At 63.0% G+C, this 17,005-nt stretch carries 10 protein-coding genes and 2 pseudogenes; 11 read left to right on the forward strand and 1 reads right to left on the reverse strand.

The window, feature by feature from the left end; genetic code table 11:
- Window positions 1-470 precede the first annotated feature (470 nt).
- From cyoA to XAXN_RS03750, 7 genes are all read left to right on the forward strand, one after another.
- The gene (gene cyoA, locus XAXN_RS03720; RefSeq protein WP_054318551.1) at window positions 471-1,418 is read left to right on the forward strand and encodes a ubiquinol oxidase subunit II; all 948 of its coding nucleotides are present in this window, start codon (window positions 471-473) and stop codon (window positions 1,416-1,418) included.
- On the forward strand, window positions 1,418-3,418 hold the full coding sequence (gene cyoB, locus XAXN_RS03725; protein ID WP_054318552.1) for a cytochrome o ubiquinol oxidase subunit I: 2,001 nt from the start codon (window positions 1,418-1,420) through the stop codon (window positions 3,416-3,418). Before cyoA ends, cyoB begins: the two co-directional genes overlap by 1 nt.
- Window positions 3,415-4,047, forward strand: a complete 633-nt coding sequence (cyoC, locus tag XAXN_RS03730) for a cytochrome o ubiquinol oxidase subunit III (protein ID WP_008577121.1) — start codon at window positions 3,415-3,417, stop codon at window positions 4,045-4,047. Before cyoB ends, cyoC begins: the two co-directional genes overlap by 4 nt.
- Window positions 4,047-4,382: a cytochrome o ubiquinol oxidase subunit IV gene (gene cyoD, locus XAXN_RS03735; RefSeq protein WP_017156584.1), complete on the forward strand. Its 336-nt coding sequence runs from the start codon at window positions 4,047-4,049 to the stop codon at window positions 4,380-4,382. The genes cyoC and cyoD overlap by 1 nt, the downstream gene beginning before the upstream one ends.
- 169 nt (window positions 4,383-4,551) lie before the next feature.
- On the forward strand, window positions 4,552-6,432 hold the full coding sequence (locus tag XAXN_RS03740; RefSeq protein WP_164514257.1) for a M61 family metallopeptidase: 1,881 nt from the start codon (window positions 4,552-4,554) through the stop codon (window positions 6,430-6,432).
- Window positions 6,433-6,704: 272 nt separating this feature from the next.
- Window positions 6,705-8,096 (forward strand): DNA repair protein RadA, encoded by a 1,392-nt coding sequence (gene radA, locus XAXN_RS03745; protein ID WP_042821587.1) that lies wholly within the window; start codon window positions 6,705-6,707, stop codon window positions 8,094-8,096.
- Between the two features lie 411 nt (window positions 8,097-8,507).
- Window positions 8,508-8,894, forward strand: coding sequence for a DUF805 domain-containing protein (locus XAXN_RS03750; protein ID WP_054318553.1), 387 nt, complete (start codon window positions 8,508-8,510; stop codon window positions 8,892-8,894).
- Window positions 8,895-9,409: 515 nt separating this feature from the next.
- On the opposite strand, the gene XAXN_RS03755 is transcribed toward XAXN_RS03750, so the two are convergent.
- Window positions 9,410-10,201 (reverse strand): response regulator transcription factor, encoded by a 792-nt coding sequence (locus XAXN_RS03755; protein WP_054318554.1) that lies wholly within the window; start codon window positions 10,199-10,201, stop codon window positions 9,410-9,412.
- A 532-nt stretch (window positions 10,202-10,733) separates the two neighbouring features.
- Here XAXN_RS03755 and XAXN_RS20495 point away from each other — a divergent pair.
- From XAXN_RS20495 to XAXN_RS20500, 4 genes and pseudogenes are all read left to right on the forward strand, one after another.
- Window positions 10,734-10,907: a hypothetical protein gene (locus tag XAXN_RS20495; RefSeq protein ID WP_167702269.1), complete on the forward strand. Its 174-nt coding sequence runs from the start codon at window positions 10,734-10,736 to the stop codon at window positions 10,905-10,907.
- 201 nt (window positions 10,908-11,108) lie between these two features.
- Window positions 11,109-12,464, forward strand: coding sequence for a helix-turn-helix transcriptional regulator (locus XAXN_RS03760; RefSeq protein WP_171891033.1), 1,356 nt, complete (start codon window positions 11,109-11,111; stop codon window positions 12,462-12,464).
- Between the two features lie 209 nt (window positions 12,465-12,673).
- Window positions 12,674-14,542 (forward strand): annotated as a pseudogene (locus tag XAXN_RS03765) (ATP-binding protein).
- Window positions 14,543-14,567: 25 nt separating this feature from the next.
- Window positions 14,568-16,892, forward strand: a pseudogene (locus XAXN_RS20500) (tetratricopeptide repeat protein).
- Window positions 16,893-17,005: the final 113 nt, after the last annotated feature.

Here is a 17,005-nt window from a genome sequence, read left to right on the forward strand (position 1 = left end):
GTTGCCCACATGAAGCACAGAGGCCTCCCAACAGAGGCCTCGATCACCGGGATTGCCCTGAATGGGCAAAGCGATCTACGCGCCCCATCGTCTATGTGCATCCAACCTCCCGCGAAACGCGGGAACGGGGCTTGATCAGCGTTGCCCTAGTTGCGTTCGAGGCGTCGAGCGCCGCGTTTCACGCATTCCTCGCGTGCGTTGCAGCCGCGCAGACGCTCCCCATTCGGCGATCGCAATGGCGCAATTCTTGCCTTGCGCTGCGACAACATGTCGCACAAATTGGCGCGCTTTTATTGCGTCAGATCATTGCCAATGGGTTTCGTGCAGGTGCAGCAAAGACTAAAATTGGCGGGCTAACCCGCGTCTTCGGTCTGCGCAGTTCATCTCCTCCAGGAAGACAGCTGCGTCGGGAACATCCCACGACAGATACGACGAACGAGGTTGGCGTTCCTTCGCACTTGGATCGACCGATGATTCCGCTGAAACAGCTCGGGCGTTTACTTCGTCCAGGTCTGATGTTGCCCTTCCTGCTGCTGGCAGGCTGCAACTCGGCCATCCTCAATCCGAAAGGCCAGATCGGCCACGACGAAAAGCAACTGCTGATCACCTCGGTGGTGCTGATGCTGATCGTGGTCATCCCGGTGATCGTGATGACGATTGCGTTCGCGTGGAAATATCGCGCATCCAATACCAAGGCGCGCTACGAGCCGGACTGGTCGCACTCCACTGCCATTGAAGTGGTGGTGTGGTCCATCCCGTGCGTGATCATCCTGGTGCTGGCGGTGCTGACCTGGCGCTCGTCGCACGCGCTGGACCCGTACCGGCCGCTGGATTCGGACGTCAAACCGATCAACATCGAAGCGGTGTCGCTGGACTGGAAGTGGATGTTCATCTATCCCGACCAGAACATCGCCACCGTCAACGAGATCGCGTTCCCGGTGCACACGCCGCTGAACTTCAAGATCACTTCCGACACGGTGATGAACTCGTTCTTCATCCCGCACCTGGGCACCATGATCTACGCCATGGCGGGCATGGAAACCAAGCTGCACCTGGTGGCCAACGAGCCGGGCGAATACTTCGGCCTGTCGACCAACTACAGCGGCCATGGCTTTGCGAAGATGAGCTTCAAGGCGCATGCCGTCGATCAGGCCGGCTTTGAGGCCTGGGTGGGCAAGGTCAAGGCCTCGCCGACCGCGTTGAATGCTGCCGAGTACCAGGTGCTGGCAGCCAATCGCAATGACAAGGAACAGTATCCGGTCACCTACTACTCATCGGTGCAGGACGGCATGTTCCGCTCGCTGGTCGACAAATACATGAATGGTCCGGGCCACCACGGCGGCCACGGCGAAGGCCACGGCGACCATCAGGCATCGGCTACGGAGCCGGTCGCCATGTGCACTTCTGGAGACAAGTGATGCTAGGCAAACTCACCATTGAGGCAGTTCCGTACCACGAGCCGATCATCATGGTCGCGCTGGGTGGTGCCGGCCTGCTCGGCCTGCTCATCGCGGGCGCCATCACCAAGTACAAGCTGTGGGGCTATCTCTGGAAAGAGTGGTTCACCTCGGTCGATCACAAGCGCATCGGCGTGATGTACATCATCGTGGCGCTGGTCATGCTGCTGCGCGGCTTTGCCGACGCGGCGATGATGCGCACCCAGCAGGCGCTGGCCGGCGGCGGTGGCGAAGGCGTGCTGCCTCCGCATCACTACGACCAGATCTTCACCGCGCATGGCGTGATCATGATCTTCTTCATGGCCATGCCGTTCATGACCGGCCTGTTGAACCTGATCGTGCCGCTGCAGATCGGCGCGCGCGACGTGGCGTTTCCGTTCCTGAACTCGCTGAGCTTCTGGCTGTTCGTGGCCGGCGCGGCGTTGATCAACATTTCGCTGGGTGTCGGTGAATTCGCCCAGACCGGTTGGCTGGCATATCCGCCGTTGTCGGGGCTGGAATACAGTCCGGGGGTCGGTGTCGATTACTACATCTGGGCGTTGCAGGTGTCCGGTCTAGGCACATTGCTGACCGGCATCAACTTCTTCGTGACGATCATGCGCATGCGCGCGCCGGGCATGAACCTGATGCGCATGCCGATCTTCACCTGGACCGCGCTGATCACCAACATCCTGATCATCGCTGCGTTCCCGATCCTGACCGTGGCGCTGGCGCTGCTGGGCGCCGACCGTTACCTGGGCACGCACTTCTTCACCAACGACGGTGGCGGCAACGCCATGATGTACGTCAACCTGATCTGGATCTGGGGTCACCCGGAGGTCTACATCCTGATCCTGCCGGCATTCGGCATCTTCTCCGAGTTGATTGCGACCTATAGCCGCAAGCGCCTGTTCGGCTACACCTCGATGGTCTACGCCACCTCGTGCATCGGCGTGCTGTCGTTCGTGGTGTGGTTGCACCACTTCTTCACCATGGGCTCGGGCGCCAACGTCAATGCTTTCTTCGGCATCACGACGATGATCATCTCGATCCCGACCGGGGTGAAGATCTTCAACTGGCTGTTCACCATGTTCCGCGGTCGCGTGCACATGACCGCGCCGGTGCTGTGGACGATCGGCTTCATCATCACCTTCACCATCGGCGGCATGACCGGCGTGATGCTTGCGATTCCGGCCGTGGACTTCGTGCTGCACAACAGCCTGTTCCTGATCGCGCACTTCCATAACGTGATCATTGGCGGCGTGGTGTTCGGTTACCTGGCGGGCCTGACCTACTGGTTCCCGAAGGCGTTCGGCTTCAAGCTCAACGAAAAGATCGGCAAAGCCTCGTTCTGGTGCTGGATCATCGGCTTCTTCGTGGCCTTCATGCCGCTGTACGTGCTCGGCTTCATGGGCATGACCCGTCGCATGAACACCTACAACCACCCCGAGTGGGCGCCGTGGCTGTATGTCGCCGCGGTGGGTGCTGCAATCATCGGCATGGGCATCTTCTTGAACCTGGTGCAGATCGGTTACAGCGTGTGGAAGCGCAAGGAGCATATGGACTACACGGGCGACCCGTGGGATGGTCGTACGCTGGAATGGGCAACCTCCTCGCCGCCGCCGTTCTACAACTTCGCCGTGCTGCCGCACATCGACGACCGCGATCAGTTCTGGGCCGACAAGCAGAACGGTAAGGGCTGGGTGCGTCCGTCCAAGTACGAAGCCATCCACATGCCGCGTAACACCGGCGCCGGCGTCTACATTGGTGCCTTCAGTGTGCTGCTGGGCTTTGGTCTGATCTGGCACATCTGGTGGCTGGCCATCGTCGGCCTGGTGGGCATGATCGGCAGCTTCATCGCGCGCACCTTCGATGACGACATCGATTACTGGGTGCCGGCCGACGAAGTGGAGCGCATCGAAAACGCACGTTTCGCCCTGCTCGAACAGCAACAGGCGGCGCAGGCCGCGAAGGTGGCATGACCATGGCTTCCTCGACAACGCTTGACCACGCCGCCCACGCGGGCGGCCACGATCACGACCACGAGCATCACGATGGCGGTGGCAATACCGTCTTCGGGTTCTGGGTCTACCTGATGAGCGACTGCCTGCTGTTTGCCGGCCTGTTCGCCACCTATGCGGTGCTCTCCGGCGCCACGGTGGACGGGCCGACGGCCAAGGAGTTGTTCGACTTGAAGTTCGTGTTGGTGGAAACCTTCCTGCTGTTGTTCAGCAGCTTGAGCTTCGGCTTTGCGATGATTGCCGCGCACAAGCGCAAGATGGGCGGCCTGTACGGCTGGCTGGCCGTCACCGCGCTGCTGGGTATCGGCTTCCTGTGCATGGAAGTGTGGGAGTTCAACCACCTGATCCATGAAGGGGCCGGCCCGGGTCGCAGTGCGTTCCTGTCGGCGTTCTTCACCCTGGTGGGCACGCACGGTCTGCACGTGGCCTCCGGCCTGCTGTGGATGGCCGTGCTGGTGATCCAGATTTCCAAGAACGGCCTGACTGCGCGCAACAGCACGCGTCTGGCCTGCCTGAGCCTGTTCTGGCACTTCCTGGACATCATCTGGATCGGTGTGTTCACCGTCGTCTATCTGCTGGGAGCGCTGTAATGGCCAATCACCACCACACCGATACCGCTGCCGACGCGCATGCCGGCGGCTTGAAGTCATACCTGATCGGCTTTGTGATGGCCGTGATCCTTACCGTCATCCCGTTTGCGATGGTGATGAGCGGCGCGTTCTCCAAGGGCGTCACCGTCGTCGTGATTTCGGTCATGGCCGCGGTGCAGATGCTGGTACACATGGTGTACTTCCTGCATATGGACCGCACCCCCGAGCAGCGCTCCAACGTGCAGGTAGGCCTGTTCTCGCTGCTGATCATCGGCATCGTGATCGTCGGCTCGCTGTGGGTGCTGCACAACATGAACGTCAACATGATGCATTGAGACGGCTGCCAGCCGGATCACCGCAATGTTGAAGAAGAGGTCGCCAAGTGATTGGCGGCCTTTTTTTTATGTGTCAATCGCCCGCAGCATGACCAATGGCATACGGGGAAGCACCGGCAGGCGCTTAGCATCGTGGGCTTGCCTGTTCCAGGTCACCCGCGGAGTTGCGATGAAAATGCCCACCCTGTTGTCCGTGTCGTTGTTGGCGGCGTTGTCGCTGCCCGCGGCTGCGCAAACCGCACCGCCGCAGGACGTGCCGTTCGACGGCACCTTGAAGATCGACGTGGATGCCACCGATCTGGCGCACCGCATCTTCAAGGTCAAGACCACCATGCCGGCCAAGCCGGGCCCGATGACGCTGCTCTACCCCCAGTGGATTCCCGGCAACCATTCGCCGACCGGTCCGATCGACAAGCTCGCCGGTCTGGTGATCAAGGTCGATGGCAAGGTGGTGCCATGGAAGCGCGACCAATTCGACGTCTATGCGTTCAAGGTGGACGTGCCACAGGGCGCCACCGAGCTGACGGCCGAGTTCAAGTTCCTGTCGCCGCAGGCCGGCAACCAGGGCCGGGTGATGATGACCCCGGAAATGCTCAACCTGCAGTGGAACACCACGGCGCTGTATCCGGCCGGTTACTTCGCGCGCAACATCAAGGCGCAGGCCAGCGTTACGCTGCCGGCCGGCTGGAGCTATGCGACCGCGCTGGAAACCGATCGCCGCGTCGGCGACACGGTGAGCTTCAAGCCGATCGATTTCGACGACCTGGTCGATTCGCCGATGTTCGCCGGCAAGTACTACAAGCGCGTGGAGCTGAGCACCGGCAAGCAGCCGGTCTACCTCAATGTGTTCGCCGATGAAGCCAAATCGCTGGAGGCCAAGCCCGAGCAGATCAAGGCGCATGCCGGGCTGGTGCAGCAGATGGACAAGCTGTACGGCGCGCGCCACTTCGACCATTACCAATTCCTGCTGGCGCTGACCAAGAAGCTGGGTGGCATCGGCCTGGAGCATCACCGTTCCAGCGAAAACAGCGGCCCGCCGAATTACTTCACCGAGTGGGACAAGAGCTGGACCATGCGCGACCTGCTGGCGCACGAGTTCAATCACTCCTGGAACGGCAAGTACCGCCGTGGCGCCGATCTGGCAACGCCGAACTTCAACGTGCCGATGGGTGACAGCCTGTTGTGGCTGTACGAAGGCCAGACCCAGTTCTGGGGCGAAGTGGTGGCGGCCCGTTCGGGCCTGTGGACACAGGACCAGGCGCGCGACATGTTGGCTGGCGTCGCGGCAAGCTATGAGCGCGGCCGCCCCGGCATGGCCTGGCGCACGGTGCAGGACACCACCAACGACCCGACCATGTCGATGCGACGTCCGAAGGCGTACCGCAGCTATCAGATGAGCGAAGACTATTACTCCGGCGGCCAGATGATGTGGCTGGAAGTCGATAGCAAGCTGCGCGAGCTCACCAACAACAAGCGTTCCATCGATGATTTCGCCAAGGCGTTCTTCGGGATGAAGAACGGCGATTGGGACGTCAATCCGTACACCTTCGACGACATCGTGAGCACGCTCAACGGCGTGGCCGCCTACGACTGGGCCAGCCTGTTGCGCGAGCGCATGGACGGGCACGGTTCGTTGAATGGCGGCATCGAAGCCAATGGCTGGAAGCTGGTCTACAACGACGAGCCGAACCTGGCGATCAAGACCTACGAGAGCAACGAGAACGACGTCAGCCTGACCTATTCGCTGGGCCTGTCGCTGGAAGGCTCGGGCGAAGTCAACGAGGTGTTGTGGGACAGCCCGGCGTTCAATGCCGGCATCATCAACGGCAACACCCTCGTGGCCGTCAACGGCCGCGCCTTCAGCGCCGATGTGATCAAGGATGCGATCAAGGCGGCCAAGGGCACCACTGCGCCGATCGAACTGCTGGTCAAGCGCGGCGACCGCTACGAAACCGTTCGCATCGACTACCACGGCGGCCTGCTGTATCCGCATCTGGAACGCATCGCCGGCAAGCCGGATCGCCTGAGCGAGTTGTACAAGGCGCGCTAAGGGGCGCCCATGTCGTTGACCGACGTGGGATCAGTGGAATCCAAGCGGCATGGCCGGTCGTCACCGGTCATGCCGCTGTTGTGTGAGCGCAGCCGGTAATCGCTTGCACTGCACATCAGCAAGTCGTCGACTTGCCCGAATCCCGAATCCCGAATCCCGAATCCCGAATCCCGAATCCCGAATCCCGAATCCCGAATCCCCAAAGCACTGCGTCGCGCACGCTGAGACCGTCAGCCACTATCCTGCTGGTTGAATAACGATGGGCAACAATGATGGCGAAGGCGAAAACGGCCTATGTCTGCGGCGAGTGCGGCGCCGAGTACACCAAGTGGCAGGGCCAGTGCACCGAATGCGGTGTCTGGAACACGCTGAGTGAAGTCGTGCTCGAAAGCGCCACGCCGGGCGGCAAGATATCGCCAGCGGCATCGCGGCGTAGCGGCTGGGCCGGCAAGGCCGAGGCGCCCAAGATCACTGCACTCAAGGATGTTCAGCAGACCGAGCAGGCACGCGTTTCCACCGGTATCGGCGAGTTCGATCGGGTGCTCGGTGGCGGGTTGGTGGAAGGTGCGGTGGTGCTGATCGGCGGCGACCCTGGCATCGGCAAGTCGACGCTGCTGCTGCAGGCGCTGGCGAGCATGGCCTCCACGTTGCCGGTGTTGTATGTGACCGGCGAAGAATCGCTGGCCCAGGTCGCAGGGCGTGCGGTGCGCCTGGACCTGCCGCTGGAAGGCCTGAACGCCCTGGCCGAAACCGGCATCGAAAACATCCTGCAACACGCCAGCGTGGCGCGGCCGAAGCTGATCGTGGCCGATTCGGTGCAGACCTTGTGGACCGAGTCGTTGACCGCAGCGCCGGGCTCGGTGAGCCAGGTGCGCGAGAGCGCAGCGCGGCTGGTGCGTTACGCCAAGGAGACCGGCACCGCGGTGTTTCTGGTCGGCCATGTGACCAAGGAAGGCGGCATCGCCGGGCCACGCGTGCTCGAGCATATGGTCGATGCGGTGCTGTATTTCGAAGGCGAGAGCGGTAGCCGGTTCCGCCTGTTGCGCGCGTTCAAGAACCGCTTCGGTGCGGTCAACGAACTGGGCGTGTTCGCCATGGGCGAGAAGGGCCTCAAGGAAGTCTCCAACCCGTCGGCAATCTTCCTGTCCGGCGGCAGCACCCAGCAGCCGGGCAGTTGCGTGATGGTCACCCGCGAAGGCACCCGTCCGCTGATGGTGGAGGTGCAGGCGCTGGTGGATGCATCGCCGTTGTCCAACCCGCGTCGGGTGGCGGTAGGTCTGGAGCAGAACCGGCTGGCGATGTTGCTGGCGGTACTGCATCGCCATGGTGGCATCGTGGTGGGCGATCAGGACGTGTTCGTCAATGTGGTGGGCGGCATCCGCGTGCAGGAAACCGCGGCCGATTTGCCGGTGCTGCTGGCAGTGCTGTCGTCGCTGCGCGACCGGCCGCTGTCCGAGAAGACCATTGCCTTTGGCGAAGTGGGGCTGTCCGGCGAGATCCGCCCGGTGCCCAATGGCGAGGACCGCCTGAAGGAAGCGGCGACGCATGGCTTCAAGCGCGCCATCGTGCCCCGCGCCAACGCGCCCAAGACCGCCAGCATCAAGGGCATGGACATCATTGCGGTGGAGCGCTTGAGCCAGGCGTTGGAAGCGGCGGCCGACTGAGGCTGCGCGCCGCGGGGATGTTGCGATAAGGCCAGGTCAGCGACTGGCCGACGCGTCGGAAGCACCGCCTTGGCCATGTTCGGGAGCAGTCTGTCGCCATCGTTCCGGCAGGCTGCCGGGCGAGCATCGATGATCGCCCGGCGTAATCGCCACTGGTGCGGGCTGCCTTTCTCAAACGCTGGGCGCAGAAGGCATCGCATGCCTCTCAGGCGTGCTCCGGAACGCGGGCAACTGCATGCGCCGCGAGGCGAGCGGGCGCCTGCATGCCGTTTGTCGGACAAACCTCGAGATTTGCATTTGGTTGTCTAGAAAACGTTTTCAGAAAGAGTAGGGCTATGACAACATGCGCGGCCCGTTGCACTGCGCATCGGATCACAGGCACCGCTCACTGCCGTTTTCAGGAGAATCACGATGGAATGGATGTTGCTGCCGCTCAAGCGCTACGCCGACTTTAACGGTCGCTCGCGTCGCAAGGAATACTGGGCATTCGCGCTGATGCAGTTTCTGGTGTTGTTCGTTTTTGGCGACCTGTTTGCCATCGCTGCAGTGGCGATGGGGAACGAGAACGGCCCAGGCGCGCTGGCTTGGCTGATCTGTGCAGTCATGGTCATCGTTTGTCTGGCATTGATCGTGCCGGCCATTGCAGTCACGGTGCGCCGCCTGCACGACCAGGACAAATCCGGCTGGTTTTACCTGATCAGCCTGGTGCCGTACGTTGGCGCTTTCGTGTTGCTGGTTTTCATGTGCATCGAAGGCACGCCCGGCCCGAACCAGTACGGCGAGAATTCCAAACAGTAACGCGCGTTCTAAGAAAACAGACAACGGCGCAGGGGTCTCCCTGCGCCGTTGTCGTTTGTGAGTTTGCCAATCGTGGCATTGGGCACGCATAGGCGGAACGCCACTGCCGCGTGCGAGACAGTTGCCAAGTCTGTGCTCCGCAGAAAGGACGTTGGCATCGGACCCCCAGAGATGGCAGGCGGCGACACAGCGACATGCTTGAGGCGTCTTTCGCTCAGCAGTCCCGGCACAGCAGACAGTGCCGCATTTGTCGCTGCCGCCCTGCTTCATGGATACAGCGATCTCGCTCAATGCTGATCAGCATGCACCCTGCGCTGTGCAGTGAGCGATGCAGCTGCGGTCACCTGGCCGGTACCTGCAAAACTCCAATTAAGGCGCAACATGCGCGCAAGATGCGCGCGTAGGCCGCTCTGTCATCGAAGGCGTGCCGACGCCCGTCGTGTCATCAAACACCCTTCGCTGCAATGCAAGCGAGACTGCGCAACGTAGATCGCATATCGGTAGCGTGCGTTTGCTCAGCAGGCGGCTGCGTGATGTGCAGGGCCAAGACTTGGGCTAACGGCCTTGCTCATCGTTGTTGCCTCGGTATCGTGCAGCGCGAGCTCCAACTTGTAGCCGTGCGAATAGACGGTTCTGATGCGCACTGCGCTGCTATTACTGCTCAGCTGCAGTTTCTTGCGCAACTTGTAGATGTGCTGCTCCATGGTGCGGTCGGTGAATTCGGTGTGGCTGCCCCAGACCGCTTTGGCCAGCTGGCAACGCCGGAAGCACACGCCGGGGCTGGAAAAGAGCAGCCAGGCAATCGAGAACTCGCGTGCTGTCAATACGATCGGCTTGCCTTCCAGATAGACGGTGTTCTCATCGCGGATCAACTGGTAAGGACCAACGCTCAGGTGCTGCATCTCCTGGCAGGCATGCGCCACCGGTGATATCGCCAGGGCCGCGCGCACGTGTAACTCATGCGAATTGAAAGGCAGCGCGAGGACCTCCTGCGCGCCTGTGCGATACCAGGCCAGAATGCTGTCGGCGCAATCGAAGCGCCCAAGCACGATCAACGGCATGGGTTGGCCGCTATGGCAGCGCTGCCAGGCCAGCAGCGAACTGTCATCGGCGGCGACACAGCTGGCATCGAAGATCAGCAGCTCGCAGGGCGAATGCCGCAGCGAACGCAGAAGCTCCAGTTCATCGGAAAACATCGACACGTTGCGCGCGAGCGGTGCAAGGCTGGCGTTGACCTGTGAGGCCAGGCGCGCATCTTGCGTCAACAGGAACACCGATCCGGCGTTGGGGGGGCAATGGTAGTTCATTTAGGCGGCCTTCGCGTGTCGGCGTACCAGCCAGGCATGGGACGGGTGCCGGTGCTGGTCGGCCAATGCCAGGACAAAAGCCAGGACAAAAGCCATCTTCAAGGATCGTTGCATCGTCGGACCAGTCGGTTGCGGGGGGGAGTCCAGTGAAGCTAGACGAATGGTATGTACCATTGCAGGGACCAAAAGTTTCACGCTTGCGCACGTGTCTTCGGATTTGTCGACAGTGGCTTTAACTCGCGCTCATTTATAAGTAACAGAGCTCTTACAAAGAGGGCATGTCTGGTCCACATGCAATCGCTCCATGCGCTTCATGTAGCGCGAGGTAGGCATGGACCGACACGCGTGACATCACCCATCGAGGTCTAGACCAATCTATTGCGATTGGTCGTGTGATCGCGCGCGACTGGAATAGGTCGGCAGTGACTGCCGCCGTGTCATGCCTGCTCTTCTCGATCAAATGCGTCTCGGCATACGTGTCCGTACAGTCACTGGGCATCACATTGACCATCGCCGACAAGCATCAACGCGTATGGAAGCAGCGCGTTCGCAGACGTTGTCCGACTGTACCGAAAGAGTGGCGCAGACCGGTGACATCAATACTCAACCGCATGGCGCGAAATGCCTGGCGTACGACAACGATGATGGGTTGCAAAAGCGCTTTACGCCGGGAGAAAACGCATCAACTGGATTTTTGACAGAGTGAGCATTTTTGATTTTTTCAAGGGCTTTCAGAGAGAAATTCTATTGAATCCGCTGCATACAATCATTTGCGCCAGACGAGCTCGGCGCCTGTTGTCTTTTGCTCCGCCCCCCAACGAGAGAGACCGGCATGATCCTTTCCACCTACTTTGCAGCGATCTCTGCGTTGTCTTACGCAGAGCGTCTTCCTACCTATACGAGCAGGATGCTGGTTGGTGCTTGGCCACAGGGACTGCAACATCTCCAACAGCGACGCGACGGACAGGGCGCAGTGGATGGCGCAGACGATGAGGTCAGCTTGTTCGGTGCCAGCGGCGATGCGCTGCTGATCCTGGAATATCAGGAAGAGGCCGAAGACGCGTATCGGCAGGCCTTGAAGGCAATGCGCGGGCACCAGCGCCAATTGCGCCTGCTCTCGTGCCGGAACACGGCCTGGTTGATGCTGAGCCAGCGGCGCCTGAGCGCGGCGTTGAATTGCTTCGCGCAGCTGGCGATGGACCGAGAAACGCCGCCCAGCCTGTGCGGCGAGAGCCTGCTGGGCAAGTCGCTGACCCACTTCCATCTGGGCCAGAGCACGTTGGCCTTGCAGACCCTGGAGCGTGCCCGCGAGGTGTTGGCCGACCTGGAAAGCGGTGCATCGGACTGGCTGCGGATTGCCACCGCGCTGCGTCTGGACATGATTGCGCAGCTGCGTATCCGTCGCTCCGATCGCATGAGCGACCATGTGTTCTGGCAAGCCACGCTGCGCCAGGAAGATGCCGCGCATGCCTTCGAGCCCAGCGACCTGCGCGCCTGCATCGCCGATCTGGCAGAGACCATGCCGGTGTTGGCGCAGCGCATGCGGCATGTACGCAGCCTGCTGCGTATTGCCGGTGGCGACACCTTCGGCTTCGACGCGCAGATCGATGCATTGCCGGCCGCAGCCACCGGCTGCCCGCCATGCGCGCGTCAGGACGCGCAGGTGGAGCTGGCGCTGGCGGCCTTGGCGGTGGGGCGTGCCGATCTGGCCGAGCGTGCACTGGCCGGTGCCGGTCGGCACCATGCGCCGCGCTGGAACCTGGAGTTCGAGTACTGCCAGGCCAAGATCAGCCAGGCGATGGGACGCACCGAACAAGCGTTGTTGCTCTACAACCGCTACGCGCTGGGCGCGGTGCAGTGCCTGCGCAGCGAAGTGCAAGCGCCGCGTCTGCTGGAAGGCGGCACCCCGGCGCACGTCAGCGACGATATCTCCGCCCGGTTGCCGGCCAAGTATCGGCGCGCCTACAGCTACATGATCACCAACGCGCATCGCTCGGATCTGTCGATCAACGAAGTGGCCGCACAGATCGGGGTCACCGGGCGCGCGCTGCAGCAAGCGTTCAAGTCCGCCACCGGGCTATCGCCGACGCAGGTGCTGCGCCGTTACCGCATGCAGAGCATCCGCGACGAACTGCTGGCCGAAGGCGGCTGCGGCAGTGTGTTGCAGGCGGCCAGTCGCTGGGGCGTCGGTAGCCGTTCTGCGTTGGCCAAGGGCTATCGCCAGCACTTCAATGAGGCACCGATGGAGACCTTGCAGCGGTAATTTCCGCAACCCACGGATTGGTAGCGCTACCGATCCGTGGTGGGTCAACCTGGCGCGCGACAGTGCGTGTCGCTGTACGCAACTGAGGGCAGGGGTCAAACTGAGATGTGCGTGCAATGTGGGTTCCGGCTATCCTTTCCGGCTGGCACTGGCACCCAGGGGGACGCGTCCGAGGATGGGCGTCGTCGCCAAGGAAACGACGACCGATCATGCAAGATCCCACCCCCGGGGCGACCGACGCCTCGCAGATCCGCCGGGCAGGCGTCGATCTCAATGGACTGATGTCGGTCCTCAGCAAGCACCTGTATTCCACCCCGGAGGTGGCGCTGCGCGAGCTGTTGCAGAACGCGCACGATTCCATCCTGCGTCGTCGTCTGGAACAACCCGATTGGCACGGCGAGTCGCGCATCGAGGTGCATGCCGATACTGCGCAGGGCATCGTGCGCATCGTCGATACCGGTGCCGGGCTGACCCAGCAGGAAATCCACGATTACCTGGCCACCGTGGGCGTGGGCTATACGCGCGGGCTGCGCCAGGGCGGTCACGAGGACAGCGGCTTGATTGGCATGTTCGGGCTGGGCTTCTTGTCCGCCTTCGTGCTGGCGCGGCGGGTGACCGTGCGCACCACCTCCTAGCCAGTCGCCGACGCTGGGCTATTGCTATATCTCCAGCAACGCCGAGCAGTACACGGTCAGCCCGATTCCTGCACGTGCGCAGGTGGGCACCGAGGTGGTGCTGGAATTGCACAGCGATTACCTGGCGTTGGCGCAGGAAGGGCGGCTGCGCGAGATTCTGTCGCGGTACTGCGCGCTGCTGCGCGAGCCGATCTGGATCGGCGTCGCGATGCAGCCGATCAATCCCGAGCCGCCGCCGTGGCGCGTGCAGGACGCCATACCGCTGCATCCGGTGCAGGCTTGGCGCCGTCAACGCGAGTTCGCCGCGCGCTTCGAGCGTCATTTCGAGCCATTGTGCTGCATGCCGGTACATGCGGAAGAGGGCAGCGATGCGGTCGGCCTGTTGTGGGTGCAGGACGGTGCGACCTACGGCACCAGCGACAACCGCAATCTATCGGTGTTCCTGCGCGGCATGTTGCTGGATGACAACGCGCGCGAACTGCTGCCGCCGTGGGCAGGCTTCATCGGCGGGGTGATCGAATCCGATCGGTTGACACCTACCGCAAGCCGCGAGGATCTGCAGCGCGATACGGTCTACAGCGCGGTGCAGCACGCCTTGTCCGAGGCCTTGGTGCAGGGCCTGGCCGATGTTGCGCGCCAGCACCGGAGGCATGGCGACGCATCCTGCTGCGCCATGACGAAGCCCTGCTGGGCGCAGCGTTGTGCGATGAGCGCCTGTTCGAATTGCTGCTGGAACACGTGCGGGTACCGACATCGCAAGGCGATCTGCCGGCGCAGCAGCTGCCATCGCGCGGCGCGGTGCACGTGCTCCTCGATAGCGACAGCGGTTTCGAAGAAATGCTGTTCCGTGCGATGGGCGTGCCGGTGGCCTATGGCAACCGGTATGCGGTGGTGCCGTTTCTGCGGCGCTGGGCGCAGGTCAAGGGCGTGCGTCTGGTCGAGCTGGGCACCGAGCAGGGCAACCGCCAGCTGTTCCACCTGGACACCCTGCCGGCCGACGAACTGGCCTGGCTGGAACAGTACTTGGGCGATGGCGAGGCGTTGGTGCCGGCGCGTTTCAGTCCGCAGGAACTGCCGTTGGTGGTGGTGCCCGACCGCGAGGCCGAGCTCAAGCGCTGCCTGGAGCAGGACGAGAACGACAAGCGTGTGTCCACCGCCGCGTTGCGCCTGGCGCGGCAATTCACCGCGCGCATCGAAGCGCGGCAGACCCAGCTGCTCTATCTGAATCTCGATAATCCGGCACTACAGGCCTTGCCGGGCGCGAAGCGCGCAGGCAACCCGCAGGCCGCGGTGGCGGCGCGCTTGCTGCGTGCGCTCAAGGTGATCGTCTCGACGCAGGGGCGCACGCAGCCGCAGCCGGGCGACACCGAATCGGGCGTTTCCGATCTCAACAAGGCCTTCGGCGATTTCGCCGAGACCGTAACCCAATTGTTGGCGCACTGAAGCGCCGCATCGCAGGAGCGACACGATGGAAATCTGGAACTGGGTAGAAAAACTGCAGGACGATCTGGGCGACGCCGGGCAGCCGCAAAATGCGCAGCTGCTGACGCGGCTGACCGACCACATCTGCGATCTGCAGATCGACCGCGCCGAGGCCTTGCTGCCGGAGGCGCGTGCGCTGGGCAAGGCGCTGGCCAACCCGTGGCTGGAGGTGTTCGTCGGGCATTGGGAAATGCGTAACCGGGTCGGCAATCTGTGCGAAGGCGAGCGTGCGCTGGGCGCTGCAGTGGCGCTGTTCGAGCGGGCGCATCGCGCCGACGCAGTGGAGTGCCCGCAATCGGTTTGCGTCACCCAGGATCTAGCCGCGTGTTATGCCAACATCGACGGCCCGGGCTGGGTGGAAGAACGCATCGAGGTGTGCGACGAAACCCTGGGCCGTATCGACCCGAACTGGTCGTGTTACCAGTGCCTGAGCTGCGAAAAGGCCGATGCATTGCTCGACGACGGGCGCGGTGACGCGGCGCTGCAGTATCTGGAGCAGCAGTCGCAGACCATCCTGGCGCATGGCGGTGAAATCTACGACGGAGTGCCGGACATGCGCATCTCGATCCTGCTTGCGCTTGGGCGTGCGCAGGAAGCGCTGGCGCTGGTAGAACAGCGCGAACGCGACGCCGCGCGCGAAGGCGCCGACTGGGCCAATTGCAGCCAGCCGCGGCGCCTGCAGAAAGCGCGCGCGTTGGCACTGTTGCAGCGCGATGACGAAGCCATGGAAGCACTGCTGCCATGGCGCGAGATTGCGCCGCGGTATCGCCTGCACTGGCTGCGTGCGGTGGCGGTGCTGGTGTCGCGCGCGCCCGAGCGCAATAGCTGGGACCTGGGCAGCCGCGTGCAGCAGATGCTCGACCATTACGCGCAGGTTGGCGCGCATCGCATCCTGATCGAAGCGGCCGAGCTTGCGATCGGGCTGGCCCTGCAACGCGGTGCGGTGTGGACCGCGCAGCGGCATCTGGCGCTTGCGCGTGCGCATCTGCCCAAGCTGCGCCACGACCGCGGCGCAACGCAATTGCTGGATGGTCTGGCCGCGCGCATCGATGCAGCGCCTGCGACTGAGACCGCGCCGGTGCCGGCCGCACATTTGCTGGAATAGTTGAACGCGCAAGGCGAGGATGTGGTGCGCAATCCCGAGCGCGAAGCGCAGTGGCTGCTGCAGGCTGTTGCGCAGTGTCCGGACGATGCCGAGCTTGTCGATACCACCGCGTCGGCCTTGAGCGCCTGTGCGGCCGACGAAGAAGCGATCGCACTGCTGTGGTCGTTCGTGCAGTGGCATGCCGATCGCGAAACCAGCCCCACGTTCCGTCTGATGAATCTGTTGCTGGGCCGCGGCGACGAAGCAGGTCTGCGCCGGTTGGCGCAGCTGTATCGCCCACAGGTGCCGGTGGCGGCGTTGTGGTGCGAGGCGCAGCTGGCGCAGTGGTTGGCCGATTGGCTGGCGCTGGAGCAGGCCTGCACCGCACTGCTGGAGCTGTCACCCGGCTCGCATGGTGCGCGTGGGCTGCTGGCACGCATGTATCTCAACACCGGCCGGTTTGCAGAGGCCGCTGCGGTCTACCGGCAGCTCACCGAGCTGCTGGAGGAACCATGCTCTGCGCATTGGGACCACATGACAGCGGCCAGCGCAGCGCAGGATTGGTATGCGGTGCGTGCGTCTGCGCAGGCCATCGGCATGGAGCTGAGCAGCACCAGCGGCGTGGTCGAGGAGAGCTGGGGATGGGTGATCGTGCGCTGCATCGACGATGGCGAAGCGGCGGAGTATTACGCGCGCCGTACCGGCCCGGTCACTGCGCGCATCGTCGAAAACGCGCCCGCACATCGGCGCCAGCATGTCGGCGACTGGGTGGTGTTCGACGCGGAACTGTTGTATCCGCCGCCGGAAGATCAGGCCGAGCGCGAGCATTTCGTGCCGACTTACGCGCAGGTACATGTGCTGCAGGCCGGCGGCTATGCGAACAGCTGGCTGGTTGACGGCGTGTATCCCGGCGAAGAAGCCATCAATGCGTTGCGCGAAGGGGTCGAAGCGCGTGGCTGGAAGCTGTGGCTGCACAGTCGCGACGACTATCGGGTGATCGACCCGGAAGACCCGGACAGCTTCGATCCGGAACAGGCCGGTTCGGGGTTGCCCGGGGTGCTATTCACCGTGGCGTTGCCGGAAGCGGTTGCGCCGCTCGAGCTGCATCGCGCCTTGCGCGCCGCGACAGCGCAGTGGCCGCACGCGATGTGCTGGCTGCGGCTTGCCGAAGCCTGCGGCCAGGATCCGCAGCCGCACCTGGACGCAGTGCAGCGCTACGGGCTGTAGCACAGCAATCAGCGCGATCGGACGGCGTCTGTCGCCGGGGTTTGGGGTGGGCCTCGGCGATAGTGGCGTGCGTTCGGGCGCCACGTTGAATGCGTGGCGCGCATCTGGTGTCG

It is taken from the genome of Xanthomonas axonopodis (assembly GCF_001304695.1).
GTDB classification, from domain to species: domain Bacteria; phylum Pseudomonadota; class Gammaproteobacteria; order Xanthomonadales; family Xanthomonadaceae; genus Xanthomonas; species Xanthomonas axonopodis.